The organism is Pseudomonas syringae (genome assembly GCF_023278085.1).
Lineage (GTDB): Bacteria > Pseudomonadota > Gammaproteobacteria > Pseudomonadales > Pseudomonadaceae > Aquipseudomonas > Aquipseudomonas syringae_Q.
Genome location: NZ_CP066265.1, coordinates 5386779 through 5402105, shown reverse-complemented (window position 1 = coordinate 5402105; position 15327 = coordinate 5386779). Strand labels below are relative to the sequence as shown.

The following is a 15327-nucleotide window of genomic DNA, read 5'->3' as shown; positions in this document are numbered from 1 at the left end:
GTTATCCACAGGCGAGGCTGACATTCAGCCTCGCTTGCAGGTGTATAAAGGGCTGAAGCGTATGACTGAGGATCGAGTAATCAGCGGCTGGGCAAGTTGTTATCCAGCAACGTTCCGACACCAAAGACTTTGGTAGCCATCGCCACCTGAAAACCTCTGCGTGCCAGACGTGCCTGTGCGTCGAACGCACGAAGCCCGTTCACGAATACCGCATCTGTCAGTCCTTTCTCGAACTCGCCATCAGGCGAGAAGTGCTTGCTGGAGCGTGGTTGCTTCATGATCCTTTCTCCTGATTGCGACATCAGCGCTCTTCAGAGGCTCTTGTGGGAGAGCCTCTTGAAGGGCAATCCCTTAAAGGTCTTTACCCTGAACAAATCCCGACCCGAGATCCGCGCCGGTAATAGGGTTGGACGTCGGATCGGACATGGTCCGTTCTTTCATCATTTCCAGAACCTCTGCATCGTTGGCATCTAGGGTCACAGACGCAGAACCATCACCGCCATCGACTGCCGGCTGTGGTGACTCGACGAATTCCCACTCGCCGCCCTGGTTCCACGGACCCCGTACATTCGGTTCGCCGGACATGTTGAAGAACTTGTTGGTGAACTCCGGATCGCCAGGCAGCTTGCCTTGCGGGAAGTTGGGCTGGATGGCGTGCAGGGCTTTTTCAAACGACAACTGGTGAGCGATCTCACGCGTCATCAGGAAGCCCAGCGCCTCTTTCACGCCTGGATCATCGGTCACGTTCATCAGCCGCTCGTACACGATCTTGGCCCGTGCTTCGGCAGCGATGTTGGAGCGGAAGTCGGCAGTCGGTTCGCCGATGGTGTCGATGTAGGCAGCGGTCCACGGCACACCGGCCGAGTTGGTCAAGGGCGCACCGGCGCCGTACAGCAGGCTGGTGATGTGCGAGTCATTGCCGTTGCCGTTAATGGCGCGGTAAAGCTCGCCTTCTTCTTCGATGCCTTCAGCCAGTTGGCCTTTAGCACCTTTGTTGAGCATGACGATAATCGAACCCACGATTTCGAGGTGGCTGAGTTCCTCGGTGGCGATGCTCATCAGCAGATCTTTACGGCCTGGATCATCTTCGCTCAGGCCTTGGGTGAAGTAACGTCCAGCGGCCGCCAGTTCGCCTTGCGCACCACCGAATTGCTCCAGCAACAAATTGGCGAGTCCTGGATTTGGACGAGCTACACGTACGGTATATTGAAGTCGTTTGTTATGAATGAACATGTCGTTTCCTCAGGCTTTGTCTCTTTGGGGAGCGTTAACCCATACGAATGGGCTTGATTCAACGCAGTCACTGGGTATGAGATGGGACGCCTGTAGACGTTGCTCGAAACTTTATTTTTATAGGATGAGCGGCGTAAAAATGAAGGTTCAATAGAGTTTGCTTATCTCGAAGTCAGGCAAGGAAAAGTGCGGTCTTATAGTTGAAGCCTTTCAAGAAGCGACGCACGGAGAGGCCATGCTTAAACCATTAATGTTGTGAACAAATCCTGGTTATTAACATTGCCTATTAATAAGCCTGTATTCGGTGCTATTCATTTGAGTGTGAGGGCTGATGGCAGTGTGATATCGTTTAAATGACGGTAATAATTTTTTGAATTTTTTGAAACGGCCATGATCTGTTTTGCGAGTTGACAAAGCAGGAGCAACAACCATGGCTGATGAAAAACACTACCGTATCGATTACCTGCTGCATGGCAGTTACAAGACGTTCTACATAAGAGCAGTCGCCATGGACAATCAGGAAGCCTGGCATTGGGCTTCGGTTGATGCAGGGTTTGGTGCTATTCCCAAATACCGTTCAGATCCGGTGCCCAAGTTGAGCAAGCCTCAGGCGGAAAAGCTCGGTCTGTCGAATGTGGAATGGGCGAGGGCCTGAACGACCAGAAATCCGTCAAAGCAGAAAAATACCCGCCGTCGTGCAGCCAGGTTGTCGCACGACGGTATAGACCATGGCGGATTTCTCCAGCCAGTTTTTCAGCCTTACTTTCTCTTCTCGATCAATGAACCCCTCGTTTGAATCTTCCCTTACTGCATGATTTCTGGCGCTTGCTGCGCTTCGTTCGCAGCTGCATATCTTTCTCATGCTCACGTTCTGCGTGGCCTTGCCGATAGGTCGGTATCAGCTGATGGTCGTCATTGAACTTCTCAATGACGGCTGGCTCTGAAGTGATGTCACAGTGCCTCTACTCGAATGGGTGATCTGTTTGAGACCGACAAACTGACCTGCGCCTGCCGTGATGCAAAGAAAGGAGTTTTTTCAACTGGATCGGGCACCTTAATTAAATCGAGAAAAACATGAATATTCTTTCGCCTGGTATCAGCCTTACCAACCGCCTGCGTTTCCCTGCCAAATTTGCCGTTTTAGCCATTATTATCGTTATCCCGCTGGTCATTCTCGGTGCGAGGGTGTTCAGCAACCTGAATTCCAGAATCGATAGCGTCGAGCAAGAGCGTGTCGGGCGCGAATACCTGCTGACCGTCACGCCTATCCTGCGGCTTTCCATGCTCCAGCGCGCGCACACCAACCGTCTGTTGTCGGGTGATGCCTCTGCTGCTCAAGACCTCGCCAATAACCGTAACCAGCTTGAAACGGCCTTCAATAATCTTTCCGATATGGATGCTCGCAAGGGCCCTGAGCTGGAAACAGAGAATCGCGTGCAGCGCCTTCGTGAAAGTGCGCGTTCCCTGATGGAAAGCGTCAAACCGGGCCTTTCGCCGGATGATTTCTTTGCCCAGTGGAACGAGCAACTGGCGCAGACGCTCAACTTTATCTATTACGTATCGGCCACCTCTGGCCTGGTGCTGGACGATGATCCTGCGACGCTGTTCCTGATCGACCTGAGCACCATTCGCATGCCCAGGGAAATCAACGTGGCCGGTCAGGTCCGTGGCATTACAGCGGGCATGAGCACAGGGCAGGGCCTGAGCGTCTCGATGCGCAGTTCGCTCGACAGCCTGTTAAAGCTCGAGTTGCTGTTCCGTGGCGAGCTTGAGCAAAGCGTTCGTTTGCTCAAACGACGTTCTCCGGAACTGGCCACCCGCATCAATGATCCGATCTCCACCGCTACCGCAGCCATGGACAACTTCCGTAACGAGCTGCAAGCCTATGTAAAAGGCCCGGACTTCTCCGCGCAAAGGGGTCAGGCGCTCGGTGCTCAGGGTAACGTGGTGGTCACTGCCCTTTATAAGGCACAAGACGAAATCGAGGTTTCACTGCAGGACCAATTGAATTCCCGCTACACCTCGTTGCTCGAGCTGCGCCAGATGATGATCGCTATGTGCGTGATCGTCGGTCTGCTGTTGCTCTATGCGTTCAGCAGCATCTATCGCGCCTTGCGGATGGCCATCGACGGCCTGTTGGGTGTCACCCGTCGTCTGGCCGACGGTGATCTGAGTGCGCGAGTGCAGGTGGTCAGCAAGGACGAAGTGGCCGATATCGGTAACGGTCTGAACCTGATGGCAGAAGCGTTCTCCAGTTCCATCTCGCACATGGATCGCACCTCGTATGAGCTGTCTGACGTGGCGGCGCGACTGGGCACTTCCATTGGTCTGGCCAAGCAATCGATGAACGCACAGCAGGCCGAGACCGAACAGGTGGCCACGGCCATCAACGAGATGACCGCAAGCGTCGCCGACGTGGCGCAGAACACTGAAGGCGCCGCATCGGCTGCTGACGAGGCCAATACCGCTTCGCGGAACGGACTGCGCATCATGCATCAGGCTCACACAACCATTCAGGCGCTGGCCGATGAAGTGGAAGTCAGTGCTCAGAAGGTTCAGGCGCTGGCCTTGCACAGCCAGTCGATTGGCGGCGTCATTCAGGTGATCAGCACCATTGCCGATCAGACCAATCTGCTGGCGCTCAACGCGGCTATCGAGGCGGCACGTGCCGGTGAGCAGGGTCGTGGTTTTGCGGTCGTGGCTGATGAAGTCCGCACGCTGGCATCGCGTACTCAGGCGTCTACCGAAGAGATCCGCAGCATCATTCAACAACTGCAAAGCGCCACCGACGCGGCCGTGCAGCAGATGCAGGCCGGGCAGCACAAGGCTCAAGCGTGCATCAGTGCGGCCAGCGAAGCGTCAGGCAGCCTGTCGACCATCAGCGAAGGTGTCGAGCGCATCGTCGAAATGAACACCCAGATCGCCAGCGCTGCGGTACAGCAGCACGCGGTTTCCGAAGACATCAACCGTAACGTCATGGAGATCCGCAACAGCTCCGGGACCTTGATGCTGGGTATCGACAACAACGCAGTGACCGCCGACGAACTGGCACGGGTTGCGAACGACATGCGCAATGTCGTCGCCCGTTTCAAGCTGGTTGGCTGATCAGAACGGGGGCGAGCAGCCCCCGTTTTTTTCTTGAGAATCGGTGCCTGAACACTCACGTTTTTTTATCAAGTTTTGCGCTTGTGCGGCCGATAGCTCTAGCGCGCGGGTCTGCTGTTCATAAAAACAAATCCTCAGCTTTGTCAGTGCGCATTAAAAAAGCATAATCAGGAGATGTCATGAACAGCAGCTTTGCGAATATCAGCGTCAACATGAAGTTGGCACTGGGCTTTGGGACCGTTCTTTTTTTTACGGCAATTCTTGCACTGGTCGGCTGGACCAGCCTCGACAAGCTGATCAGTCGCACCGACAGAATCGGCGACATCGCTCAACTCAGCAGCAACCTGACCAACCTGCGCGTTGCGCGCCTGCAATACATGCTCACCGATGGCGATGAAACCGCCGCGCAGAACATGCAAAGCAAACTGGACGTGTTCAAGGCGCATCAGGATTCACTGCGGGGTCGCTTCACCAACCCGGTCAACCTGAAACCGATGAGTGATCTTGCTGATGTGACTCGTGACTACGAGGCGTCGCTGAACAGCATGCGTGCGGTTTACCGGGACAGTACCAAGGTGCGCACCGAGATCACTTCCAATGCTGCCGCTGCGGCTCAGGGGGTTGAAGCGCTCAATGAGTCCGTCATGCGCATGGACCCGTCCGACCCGACCCGTTTCGATCTGGCACAACAGGTCAATTCCGCCAGACAGGACGTGCTGCTGACGGGCAGCGAAGTGCGAGGCTATACCGCCAAACCTGATGAGAAGAGCGAGAAAGCTGCTTTCCAGCAACTGGACACCACTATCAGCCATCTGGACAAACTCAAATCGGCTTTTGCTGCCAGCAATGGCGCGCAGGTTGCGCAGTTCGAGACTGCACTTCGCAACTACCGTGCTTCCCTTAACGCGTTCAAGGCCACCGCGCAGACGGCGGGTGATGTTCGCAAGGACCTGACCACTCAGGGTGCGACCATCGTCAAGCTTGGCGAACAGCTTTACGGGCTGCAGATGCAGCTGGCCAAGGCTGACACCGACAAGGCCCGTAACCTGCAGATCGGTTGTGTGGTGTTGGTCATGCTGCTCGGCATTCTTGCTGCGGTGCTTATCACCCGTCAGATCACTCGCCCGTTGCGTGACACGCTGGCGATCGTCGAGCGCATCGCTTCCGGCGATCTGACCCATACGGCGGCCATTACCCGACGCGACGAACTGGGTTTATTGCAGCAAGGCATCCAGAATATGGGCACTACCTTACGCGAGCTGATTTCCGGGATTCGCGACGGTGTTACGCAGATTGCCAGCGCGGCCGAAGAACTGTCCGCAGTGACCGAGCAGACCAGCGCTGGCGTCAACAGCCAGAAGGTCGAGACTGATCAGGTGGCCACGGCCATGCAGGAAATGTCGGCCACCGTTCACGAAGTCGCACGCAATGCCGAGCAGGCTTCCGTTGCGGCATCCGATGCGGACACGCAGGCTCGCGAAGGTGACAAGGTGGTGGGCGAGGCCATCCAGCAGATCGAACGGCTGGCCACTGAAGTGGCGCGTTCGTCCGACGCGATGAATGTGCTGGAGCAGGAAAGCGACAAGATCGGCAAGGTCATGGACGTGATCAAGGCGGTGGCCGAGCAGACCAATCTGTTGGCACTCAACGCGGCCATTGAAGCGGCGCGTGCCGGTGAGGCAGGGCGTGGTTTTGCAGTGGTCGCCGATGAAGTGCGCGGCCTGGCGCAGCGCACTCAGCAATCCACCGAAGAGATCGAAGGCCTGGTCGCTGCGTTGCAGAACGGTACTCGTCAGGTGTCCGGCATCATGCTGGGCAGCCGTGCGCTGACCGACAGCAGTGTCGAACTGACCCGCAAGGCTGGTACATCGCTGGAAAACATCACGCGCACCGTGTCGAGCATTCAGGCCATGAACCAGCAGATCGCGGCCGCCGCCGAGCAACAAAGCTCTGTCGCCGACGAAATCAGCCGCAGCATCGTCAACGTGCGCGACGTGTCAGAACAGACCGCCGAAGCCAGCGAAGAAACCGCCGCCTCCAGCGTCGAACTAGCACGCCTGGGCGGACAGCTGCAGATGATGGTCAGCCACTTCCGGGTTTGATCAGCCCATATCTACCTGACTGTTTTGCCCATGCACAGTGCATGGGCACGGCACGTTCAAGCGCGGATGCTCATCGTGCGTTCATCGTCGCTTCTTGATACCGATACGACAATCTCTTGAGTACATCGCGGGTGCCGCACGCTTGAGCGTGCTGGTACATCGACGCCGGTGGGCGTTTATTGACAAGAATAGGGATTCGCTGCTTAATCGCTGCACTCGGCCGGCGCTCGCATCGGCGTGAGACAAAGCCTTTATAAAGGGTAACGAACCGATTGATATTCATGCATTTCAATCAGTCGATTATTATAAAAACTGAAGTTTGTGGTCTGCCGATAACCCAGTGTCCTGATCGAGAAAATTAGCCAAGGGATAAGCATGAAAAGGAAATCTAGTTCGCTTGATTCGGTGGATCTGCAGATTCTTTCCATTATGCAGTCGGACGGCAGAACCACACTCGCCAAACTCAGTGAAAAACTGTCGTTAAGTGAAACTCCTTGCTGGCGTCGCTTGAAAAGACTTGAGGAAGAGGGCTACATCAAGCATTACCAGGCGGTGTTGGACAAGCATGTACTGGGTTTCGATATTACAGCGTTTATTCAACTTTCCGTTGATTCACATACGCCGGAATCTACGCGTGATCTGGAGCAGAAGCTGACCTCTTCACCTGAAGTGGTCGCACTTTACAATGTGACAGGCGATTTTGATTTCATGATTCATATCGTCTGTTACAGCATGGAAGCGTACTCACGGTTCATCGAACTGACCTTGAGGTCGTTGAAGTGTATTAAACAAATCAAAACCTCAGTGAGCTTACGCGAAGTATACGCCAACAATAACGTGCCGCTGTCATCTGTTCCCTGACAGGCCCCTGAAGCACTGCACCGTGCGGGGAGCGTGATCGCACGGTGCTTGCTGCCTCATGTTGAATAGACGTCGGGTCGGTGAAGCTGCCAGATATAATTGGGTTTGTTGACGGGAGTGAAGTCGAGCTTCTCGTACAGCCATGGGGCCGTTGTTGTCGCCAGTAGTATACGTCTCAGTGATTGCACCTCTGGAACTCCCAGAAGCGCCTCCGAAAGACGCCGCCCCAGTCCCTGTCCGCGGTATTGCGCATCGACAAAGACATCGCAAAGATAGCCAAAGGTCGCGAAGTCCGTCACCAGCCGGGCAAAACCGACTTGTTGTTGCCCATCAAACGCGCCGACGCAAAGACTGTTGGCAATGCTGGTGTGCACACGATCAATTGAAATACCTGCCGCCCAGCTGGAGGTCGTCAGGAACGCGTGAATGAACGCAATATCCAATAGGTCTTTGTCCAGCGACAACTGGATAACGCCGGAATCGCTGCTAGGGGTGTCCATAGTGACTGTCCTTTAATACCACAGTGTCTTGTTTACGATAAAACCCGATCAACACAATAGCCAGCGCTGCCAGTGAGGCGTTTACGTACCAGAAATGTGTGAAGTCTCCTGAGCCTGCGTACAGGCTTGCCGCTGCGTTCCCGGCGACCGAGCCGAGCAGCCCCATCAGGCCCAGCAAACCGAAACCTACCGGCAGCAGGTCAACAGATACACGCTTGCTGAGCAGAGAGTCGATAGCAGGATCAATGGTGATTTCGCCCACTGTAAACAGCAATATGCCAAACAGGAAAAAGCCCTTGGCAGGAAGTTCGGCGATCAGCCAGAACGCGAGGACCATGCACCCGAAGCCGAGCACCAGCGTGCGGTATACCGATATTTTTTTGGAAAGCCAGGTATTGAACGGTAGTTGCAACAGCATGACGGTGGCTGCATTGACCCAAAACACATGGGCTACGGAGTCGGTTCCCCAGTTGTGATCTGCAATCAGTGGAAATGAATATTCCAGCTGTATGTAGTGAAACTGATAACACAGTGAGACGATCATCAGAATGACCGCCAGCGGTGTGCGCAATATGCTACCTACGGCGGCGCCGAATTTCACGCTGTTTGGCTTGTGGGCGCTGGTGTTGCCTGAGCGTTGTCTGACGGCTGCCAGTATCCACAGGGCCAGGCATTGAATCGCAGCGGCGAATATAAACACTGTCGCGGCTGCCTGTTCAATGAGCGCTGCGCCCAGGCAACTTCCAAGCGCAACCCCCAGATTATTTACCGTGCTCCTGAACGAGAAAAGCAGGTAGTGATTATCGCCAGGGGTCAATCCAACCAGTGCGGCCTTGGACGCAGGCGTGAAAAAAGCCTTGCTCACGCCCAGCGAAAAACTCAGCAGGCTTAGCGCCAACGCCGAAGATAGCCCGGCAGCGAACAGCACGTAGGTCGAAATCTGAAGCACAAGGCCGACCTTCATCGTCAGCAGCGGCCCTTTCCTGTGGCTCAGGTAGGCGCCGACAAAAGAGGCGCTGTACTGGCCTACCAGAAATAACGTCAACTGACTGGCAGCAAACGACGGCGAATAGCCTAAAAATCTGACCAGATAGATAACGAAGAAAGGGATGATTGAAAAATAGCCCAGTGAGGTCAGGAACTGCACAAGCACGATACGTCTGGCGTCAGGAGGCATAGTGACCAGAAGCGTTCTTAGGCTCATGCGACGACAACCTCTATTCGTTCAAGCTCGTGGCTGAGGCGATCCCTCAATACGCAAGCGTCAGGGGCTGACACAATTATTCCGCCCTGGCGCTGAAAGGAATTGGACACTCCGGTCACTTTTTCACCAGGTCGCAGGCCCGAATCCAGCCAGTGAACATGAGCAGGGAATGCCTCGGGCATCCTGACCGACTGAACGGTACCGGGCGGCAACTCAAAGTATTTGATGGCCGCGCAGCCACGTTGGTCGATTGCGACAGTCACTTGGTTGCCTAGCAGCAGATTTACCTGAGCGGTAATCATGTCAAAGCCGGTCACGATTTCCACGAGGCTCCAGATCCGGTCGCCGCCAGGCCGGTTGTGACATTCGATGATGTCTATCGAGTCGCCGTCAATTTTCAGTTCTGTGTGCCCCGGGCCATCCGTTATGCCTACGGCGTTCAGGCATTGACATAAGTAAGCCCACTGCTCGTCGGTGAGCTGGAAGGAGGCCGGATCGATCAGATGGCCTGTTTCTACCAGGCCATTCGTTCCTCCCAGCCATTTCTCGGTAACGGCCAGCAGATAATGAGCCCCTTTGATACTGAAGGTTTCACAGCTGAACTCTTTGCCTGCCAGCCACGTTTCCATGATGTATCGCTGCTCGGGCACAAGATCGACGCTATCGCCAGGCGCGACGCAGTGCACATCAAGACTGCCGGTTCCGTCGATGGGTTTTACGACTACCGTGTGGTCGCGTTCGTTGTGCCAACCGTTAGCTGCGATTTCGTGAAAGTCGACATGGGTCAGGCCCTGTTTTCGCAAGGCTTGTCGGGTGAGGAGTTTGTTGCGCGAGACAATCGAAGCGTCGAGCTGTGGTGCCGGAACGCCGAGCAGGCGGCCGATGATCGCTGCTGGCACGATGCCAAGCTCGGTGAATGAAATGACAGCACGCACCGAGGTGGCTGCTGCAATGCTCATGGCAGTCAGCAGCAATTCGGGGATTTCCTTAAAGCTGCATAGATGAATCTCGCAGGGTGTCGTCAATTGCCAAGGCGTCAAGCGCTTGGTCTCGGTCAACACAATCACCGACTTATCCACAGCCATCACTTTACGCAGATAGTCATCGGTGGGTCCGAGCAATAGTAGGCTCATTACTTATCCTTGCAGATCAGCGGCCAGTTCGGAAAATACATAGAGAAACTCGTCCAGCGAAGCCTGGTCAACGGTGAGGGGAACGATCAGCTTCAGCGTTGTAGGTTTGTGAGGGCAAATGGTCGTGCAGATGTGATTAAGGAACAGCGAATGCCAAAGGGTGAAGCAAGTATCCGGGTCTTTCATCTGGATGAAAAAGCACGCACCCAGACAGCTCACACCGTTTATTACATCAGGCCAGCGGCCCGGATACGCTTGTAATTGCGCCCCAAAGTCATCGAGCGTGCTGAAGGCCTTGGCATCCATGATATAGCTGTCCAGCAACTCCAGGACCGAGCAGGCCAGGCTGAGCGCCAGATTGTTATTGGCAAATGTGGAGCCGAGGATTTTCTGGCAACCTGGCCTCGCGAAGAGCCCGTCGAACAGGGGAGTGCGCATCAGTAACTGGGCGCTCGGAATCATCGCGCCTGTCAGGGCCTTGGCAAGTAACAGGATATCCGGCTGTTCGCTCCAGCCCAGTTTCTGCATGGCCGAGTAGGTACCGCAGCGGCCGAGCCCGCAGAACACTTCATCCACAATACTGATCGTTCCGTGCTGGCGGCAGGCCGCCAACACCGAATCGGCTTCGTCGGCATTGAAGGTACGTCCGCCGCCCATGGCCTGTACCGGTTCTACTATCAAGGCGGCTACATCACCTTCAGCGATTGCCTTCAGGGCTTCGTCAGAGTGCTCGAAGAAGACGATATCCACAGCGGGCCGCAAGGCCTCGAATCCTTCCCGATGCGCAGGCTGATCGCTGAGGTGCATCGTGAAGACGCTATTGCCGTGAAAGCAGCCGCCTCTCACCAGGATTTTACGTCTGGCAGTCGCGAAAAGAGCAGCTTTTACCGCGCCTTCCACCGCTTCGGTGCCGGTAGTAACGCTACACAGCTTCCAGGTTCCTTCCAGGCCCAGCCGCTTAATCAGCCGGGTAGCAAGCTCGGCGCTACCCGTGCATATGCCCAGCGGCGCTCCGGCAGGTAGCGCTTGTTGAATCAGCGTAATCAGTCGTTGCTGAATGCCGTCATGATTGTGTCCGAGAATCGATGCGCCGTAATGTCCCACAAAATCCAGCCAGCGATTGTCATCACTGTCGTATAAAAACTCATCCTTGGCTTTTATGAACACCGGGCGCTCCCCCAGTTGCTGCAAGAGCGCGGCCCAGTGTGGATTGACGTGCTGCTCGTATTGCTCCAACGAAAGCGCGTGGCTCATAGAAAGTCGCTCATGGCGAAGTTCAGAGGAGGTCGCTTGTTCAACACATGAAGTCGGTGCAGTTCTTCCCAGGCACGGTGGGTCAGTTCCAGTAACAAGGCATAGGCTGTCGCGGTCGTCTGCTGTTGCTGCGTGCTCAGTTCGCCAACTTCGGACAGCATGATTCTGGAGATGTACTGATGAGCCAGTTTTTCGTTCAGTTGCTCATGCTTGCGAGAGGGGCGGTTATTGAATACGGCGGTCTTGTTGAACTGTGTGGAAAGCGAATTCAACAGGTTTTCCTGACCCGGCAGCCCTTCGGTAATGGTAGCGGCGGCGAAGTAAGAGACCACATCCGTTGTCGCAAAGTAGGTGTAGAAATCGCAAAGCAGTTGCGCGTAAGGCGTCGGCAGTGAGGTATGCAGATCAGCCTCGCTCATGCCCAGCGATTTGCAGGTCTTGAGCTCATACAGTTCGTGGCCTGCTTCCTCCATGTAATACCGTCGGGCAAGTTTTTTGAGCGGTCTGGGCAAGCGTTGCGAAATGGCCGGGCAGATCAGGTCGATAAACCGGTCAGTGATGTAGTACTCCTGGGCGTAGCTGGCGGCGATGAGGGCGTCGCAACGGTCATTGTCTTCGCTAAAGGCCGAGCGGTATCGGCTTGCGTCCTGCTCCCCCAGAAACTCCAGCCCCCAACGCTCCAGACGGATAGCGAGATTCAGTCCTGAATCCACATCGGTTGCAGGCAAAACAGATGAGCAAAGCTTTTCTGCGTCCTGCTGCTGGCTGCGAACCAGGAGCCAGGTCAGCGCAGACAGACACTTTCTGACTTCGCCTACCCAGAAAGCGCTGAATTCGATGTCTGTAGTCTCAACGCGTTGCCCCGCGAGTCTTTTCAACAGGGCGGCCGCTGCAGGGACTGCCGGTGGACAGATAACTTTCCAGCTATCGAGAGCCAGCCGTGCGTAGATCAGATAGATATTCGAACTGCTGTTATAGAGTGCAGTAACTGGAACGGGTGAGGAAGCCTGTATGGACTCAAGCAGTTCCTGCACAATAAGTTGCTGGTTGAAGCCTTGTTTTGCCAGGGCGGCATACGCTTCTTCCAGCGTGTCGTTCAATAAACCCTGTTTTTTTGCCAGGGTGTGTTCGGGGGCTGCTTCTCTGATCAATCCCGCGTCGTCAAGGATCGCCACGATGTCCTGCAACGGTCTTTCCGAGGTGTTCTGCTTTAACGCTATCCAGTGTTCACTGTCGCACGTGCCAAGGCTTTTAAGTGTGTTGTCGAGGGCGTCCAGCGACTCGGAGGTCAACGAAAATTCGGAATGGTGTTCTCCGATTTCAATGCTGGCCCCCGCCTCGTCCGGGCTGAAATAGCCGATGTTGAGGAAGGGTTTTTTATAGCTGCCAATGGACCACTTTTCCACGCGAATCACCTCAGCTAAAAAGACGAAGTTTGACGCCGCTCTCGTAGTACGAGCAGATCTGGCTGTCCCATTTCCCCATCAGTTCAAGCAGGGAACAGACATGGACCAATGTGACCCGTGCTTCCTCTTCCGATACCGCTGGAAAATGACTTAGCAGGTCGTTGGTGATATTGCCGTGCCCTTCAGACTCGTTAACGTTGGAATGCCCGATGATCGGGCCCCAGAACGCTTTAGGGATGCCCAGACGCTCGCAGGACTCTAAAAAAAGCTCGTTGAACTCAGGGTAGGGTTCTTCAAAGAGGAATAGCGAGCTGATGAACGACAACAGGTGTTGTCTCGCGTACACGCCCAAAGAGGAGTAAATGGAAAACGTCGAATCCAGCGGAGCGACGTATTTCAGTTTTTCCCGATCGACCGATACCGCTGACAAGGCATCGGCGAGCAACGATTCATGGTCATGCTCTTCCAGAAACAGTTTTTTTATACCCTGGTATACCTCTGGGCTGGAATGGTGTGCCATGGCCGGCGAGATGACCTTGGGTGCCTGTTTGACAATATGGTAGTACTCAAGCGCAAAACCAATGAGCTGGGTGCGGGTGACGGTCTGATCTTTCATGCGCTGGTAGAGGGACGAGTCACCCTGCTTTCTGTGAAAAGCCGCAATCGTTGCATTCAATTTTCGCGTGAATTCTTTTCCGGACAGCACCCCGTTGGGCTGGATGTACCTGCCCTCTGTCAGGAGATAGTGTTTATCCAGATCGATAATTAGCGCTTCGATGATCTGCGAGTCGATCATCGGATGGTGCTTGTCATAAAGCTCGTCTGTGCTGAGGCAACCTTCTTTCAGATCCGCCAGCAACGCGACAAGGCTGGTGTCTTCGGGGTTCTCCAATACGACGCTTTGCAGTCGATAGTCCAGGTGGTGGCTGTTATCCACCTGAGTGTGCTGAACACCGGCCCGGAATTTAGGGTAACGAAAACGTTGACTGTGCGTTTGCATACGATCGTTCCTATAGGTTGACGGGCCTGAGCAGCGTGTGGGTTGTGGAGTAGAAATCCCAGACAGCAGAGTGGAAGTTGTCGTAAAGCTCCACAAATATATGGGTATTGGATTTCATACTGCGTAGCTGATCAGCCGTCACTACCGGTATTTCAGCAAACAGCTCGCGGGTCAGCACTCCGTGTTCGGCACCAATGTTGATGTTGGCGTGGGCCAGAATGGGGGCGATGAATTCGTCTTTTATCTTGCCACTTGCCTGCATGGCGATGATGTAGCTGTCCACTTCAATGTCCTTGCCTTCAAGGATGCCCATCGTGGTAAAGAAAAACAGCGGGTCGGTCGCCGCCCAATAGGCAAGTGCGTTGCACAGCGCGAGTGTCTCAGGCAGTGGCACAGACTCACGGATCTGTTGCTGGGTGATGCCCAAGGTGCTCAGTGCCTGAAAAATGAGTTCGTCATGTCCGTATTCTTCACCGTAGAACTCGTTCATCTTCAGCCGCGCTTTTTCGGAGGCGACGTAGTTAAGCACCGGGGAATCAAACCAGCTTTCACGGTACAGAAAGTTGAAGTTCTCGATGGCCATTCCGTAGTACACATTTTCAGGCACGGATTCTGGTGTCTGCATGCCTCGCCAGAACCTGTTCGCGTAGAGCGTCTTGTGCAGCAGATCGGCCTGAAGATCCTCGATTATCAGGATGGCTTCGTCGCCGGTCATGTAACGCTCACCTGAGTTTGCTCGATAAGCCAGGTTGCTTTCGGCCAGCGTCTCCAGCAACTCGCCAATGGCCTGTTCTTCCAGATCGCCGTTCAGGGCGCAGATTTCTTCTACGGTCCTTGAACCGTCACACAGTTCCAGCACTTGATTCCACTGCTCAACTTCGCCGTCCAGGCCGGTGACCTCATGGGTGCTGCCTGAAAACATCAAGGTTTTTGACGTCTGGTCCTGACCTTTCTCGAATCGACCCAGTGCGATGAAAGACTCACTCATCCGTATCACTCCTTGTCAAAAGATAGCCGGGCACACTGGCCCGGCTGTTGACGTCGTTTTACAGATGAGCGGCCATCAGAATAGGGCGCTCATTTTTTGCCTTGATCACGATCTTTTTGCTGGTGGTTTCAGCTTTCTTTTCCGATTGAGCAACGGTAGTCGACATATCATTATCCTCACAGTAGTAGTGATGCCGGACCGGTCTGATGCACGGTGTCCATGCCATTAAACAGCGCAATCCGTTTAATCCCGGCGAGACAATTCAAGCACTCGGTGAGGAGAATAAAATTGCTTTCTGGAGCACTTCTGGCCGGTTTTTTGGAAAAATTCTCTCGCCATGACCTTGGGAGCGTTTTCGACTGCCCATGGATTCGGGACCGTTGTCGCAGGGTCTGCTCCTGCGCTGTTCAGGCATCTGTCTGGTTCTCCAGACTTTTCAACGCACTGTGTGGAGAACGATAAGTGCTCAGCGCGAGTGCCAATAAGTGCCTGTGAAGCGGACATTCATGTACCTATACGTTCGTATATATGACTCATACAT

Annotated in this window: 13 protein-coding genes and 2 pseudogenes; 6 read left to right on the top strand and 9 right to left on the bottom strand. The window is 54.6% G+C overall.

The features are described 5' to 3' along the window. Window positions 1-80 precede the first annotated feature (80 nt). Entirely contained in the window at window positions 81-278 is a 198-nt protein-coding gene (locus I9H07_RS23925) for a hypothetical protein (RefSeq protein ID WP_024673903.1), read from the bottom strand. A 73-nt stretch (window positions 279-351) separates the two neighbouring features. Next, entirely contained in the window at window positions 352-1233 is an 882-nt protein-coding gene (locus tag I9H07_RS23920; protein ID WP_024673902.1) for a manganese catalase family protein, read from the bottom strand. 430 nt (window positions 1234-1663) lie between these two features. Between I9H07_RS23920 and I9H07_RS23915 the strand changes: the two genes are divergently transcribed. The 6 genes and pseudogenes from I9H07_RS23915 (at window position 1664) to I9H07_RS23900 (ending at window position 7301) form a co-directional block, all read left to right on the top strand. Next, a complete protein-coding gene (locus I9H07_RS23915; protein WP_024673901.1) occupies window positions 1664-1888 on the top strand; it encodes a DUF6555 family protein in 225 nt (74 codons plus the stop codon). A gap of 419 nt (window positions 1889-2307) precedes the next feature. Beyond that, window positions 2308-3468 (top strand): annotated as a pseudogene (locus I9H07_RS25250) (HAMP domain-containing protein); the annotation flags it as partial. Further along, window positions 3469-4338 (top strand): methyl-accepting chemotaxis protein, encoded by an 870-nt coding sequence (locus tag I9H07_RS25245; protein ID WP_419149428.1) that lies wholly within the window; start codon window positions 3469-3471, stop codon window positions 4336-4338. Window positions 4339-4517: 179 nt separating this feature from the next. Beyond that, a pseudogene (locus I9H07_RS25240) lies at window positions 4518-5537 on the top strand (methyl-accepting chemotaxis protein); the annotation flags it as partial. A gap of 39 nt (window positions 5538-5576) precedes the next feature. Next, entirely contained in the window at window positions 5577-6440 is an 864-nt protein-coding gene (locus I9H07_RS25235; protein WP_419149426.1) for a methyl-accepting chemotaxis protein, read from the top strand. Between the two features lie 375 nt (window positions 6441-6815). Beyond that, window positions 6816-7301 carry an Lrp/AsnC family transcriptional regulator gene (locus tag I9H07_RS23900; protein WP_032606323.1) on the top strand — a complete coding sequence of 162 codons (486 nt, stop codon included), beginning with the start codon at window positions 6816-6818 and terminating at the stop codon, window positions 7299-7301. Between the two features lie 56 nt (window positions 7302-7357). Here I9H07_RS23900 and I9H07_RS23895 read toward each other — a convergent pair whose 3' ends face one another. Genes I9H07_RS23895 through I9H07_RS23865 form a run of 7 tightly spaced genes read right to left on the bottom strand, consistent with a single transcriptional unit; the run spans window position 7358 to window position 14786 of the window. Then, entirely contained in the window at window positions 7358-7801 is a 444-nt protein-coding gene (locus I9H07_RS23895; RefSeq protein WP_058392165.1) for a GNAT family N-acetyltransferase, read from the bottom strand. Then, entirely contained in the window at window positions 7788-9005 is a 1218-nt protein-coding gene (locus I9H07_RS23890; RefSeq protein ID WP_236425276.1) for an MFS transporter, read from the bottom strand. Before I9H07_RS23890 ends, I9H07_RS23895 begins: the two co-directional genes overlap by 14 nt. Continuing rightward, the gene (locus I9H07_RS23885; protein WP_024673895.1) at window positions 9002-10138 is read right to left on the bottom strand and encodes an ATP-grasp domain-containing protein; all 1137 of its coding nucleotides are present in this window, start codon (window positions 10136-10138) and stop codon (window positions 9002-9004) included. The genes I9H07_RS23890 and I9H07_RS23885 overlap by 4 nt, the downstream gene beginning before the upstream one ends. Before the next feature lie 3 nt (window positions 10139-10141). Then, the gene (locus tag I9H07_RS23880; RefSeq protein ID WP_236425275.1) at window positions 10142-11374 is read right to left on the bottom strand and encodes an aminotransferase class III-fold pyridoxal phosphate-dependent enzyme; all 1233 of its coding nucleotides are present in this window, start codon (window positions 11372-11374) and stop codon (window positions 10142-10144) included. Between the two features lie 14 nt (window positions 11375-11388). After that, window positions 11389-12798 carry a hypothetical protein gene (locus I9H07_RS23875; protein WP_236426005.1) on the bottom strand — a complete coding sequence of 470 codons (1410 nt, stop codon included), beginning with the start codon at window positions 12796-12798 and terminating at the stop codon, window positions 11389-11391. 10 nt (window positions 12799-12808) lie between these two features. Beyond that, a complete protein-coding gene (locus I9H07_RS23870; protein ID WP_024673892.1) occupies window positions 12809-13798 on the bottom strand; it encodes an iron-containing redox enzyme family protein in 990 nt (329 codons plus the stop codon). A 10-nt stretch (window positions 13799-13808) separates the two neighbouring features. Then, window positions 13809-14786: an iron-containing redox enzyme family protein gene (locus I9H07_RS23865; RefSeq protein WP_024673891.1), complete on the bottom strand. Its 978-nt coding sequence runs from the start codon at window positions 14784-14786 to the stop codon at window positions 13809-13811. Window positions 14787-15327: the final 541 nt, after the last annotated feature.

Excerpts from the sequence above, each read along its gene's own strand:
- I9H07_RS23925 (WP_024673903.1), bottom strand. The coding sequence starts at position 278 with ATGAAGCAACCACGCTCCAGCAAGCACTTCTCGCCTGATGGCGAGTTC.
- I9H07_RS23920 (WP_024673902.1), bottom strand. The coding sequence starts at position 1,233 with ATGTTCATTCATAACAAACGACTTCAATATACCGTACGTGTAGCTCGT.
- I9H07_RS23915 (WP_024673901.1), top strand. The coding sequence starts at position 1,664 with ATGGCTGATGAAAAACACTACCGTATCGATTACCTGCTGCATGGCAGT.
- I9H07_RS25245 (WP_419149428.1), top strand. The coding sequence starts at position 3,469 with ATGGCAGAAGCGTTCTCCAGTTCCATCTCGCACATGGATCGCACCTCG.
- I9H07_RS25235 (WP_419149426.1), top strand. The coding sequence starts at position 5,577 with ATGGGCACTACCTTACGCGAGCTGATTTCCGGGATTCGCGACGGTGTT.
- I9H07_RS23900 (WP_032606323.1), top strand. The coding sequence starts at position 6,816 with ATGAAAAGGAAATCTAGTTCGCTTGATTCGGTGGATCTGCAGATTCTT.
- I9H07_RS23895 (WP_058392165.1), bottom strand. The coding sequence starts at position 7,801 with ATGGACACCCCTAGCAGCGATTCCGGCGTTATCCAGTTGTCGCTGGAC.
- I9H07_RS23890 (WP_236425276.1), bottom strand. The coding sequence starts at position 9,005 with ATGAGCCTAAGAACGCTTCTGGTCACTATGCCTCCTGACGCCAGACGT.
- I9H07_RS23885 (WP_024673895.1), bottom strand. The coding sequence starts at position 10,138 with ATGAGCCTACTATTGCTCGGACCCACCGATGACTATCTGCGTAAAGTG.
- I9H07_RS23870 (WP_024673892.1), bottom strand. The coding sequence starts at position 13,798 with ATGCAAACGCACAGTCAACGTTTTCGTTACCCTAAATTCCGGGCCGGT.
- I9H07_RS23865 (WP_024673891.1), bottom strand. The coding sequence starts at position 14,786 with ATGAGTGAGTCTTTCATCGCACTGGGTCGATTCGAGAAAGGTCAGGAC.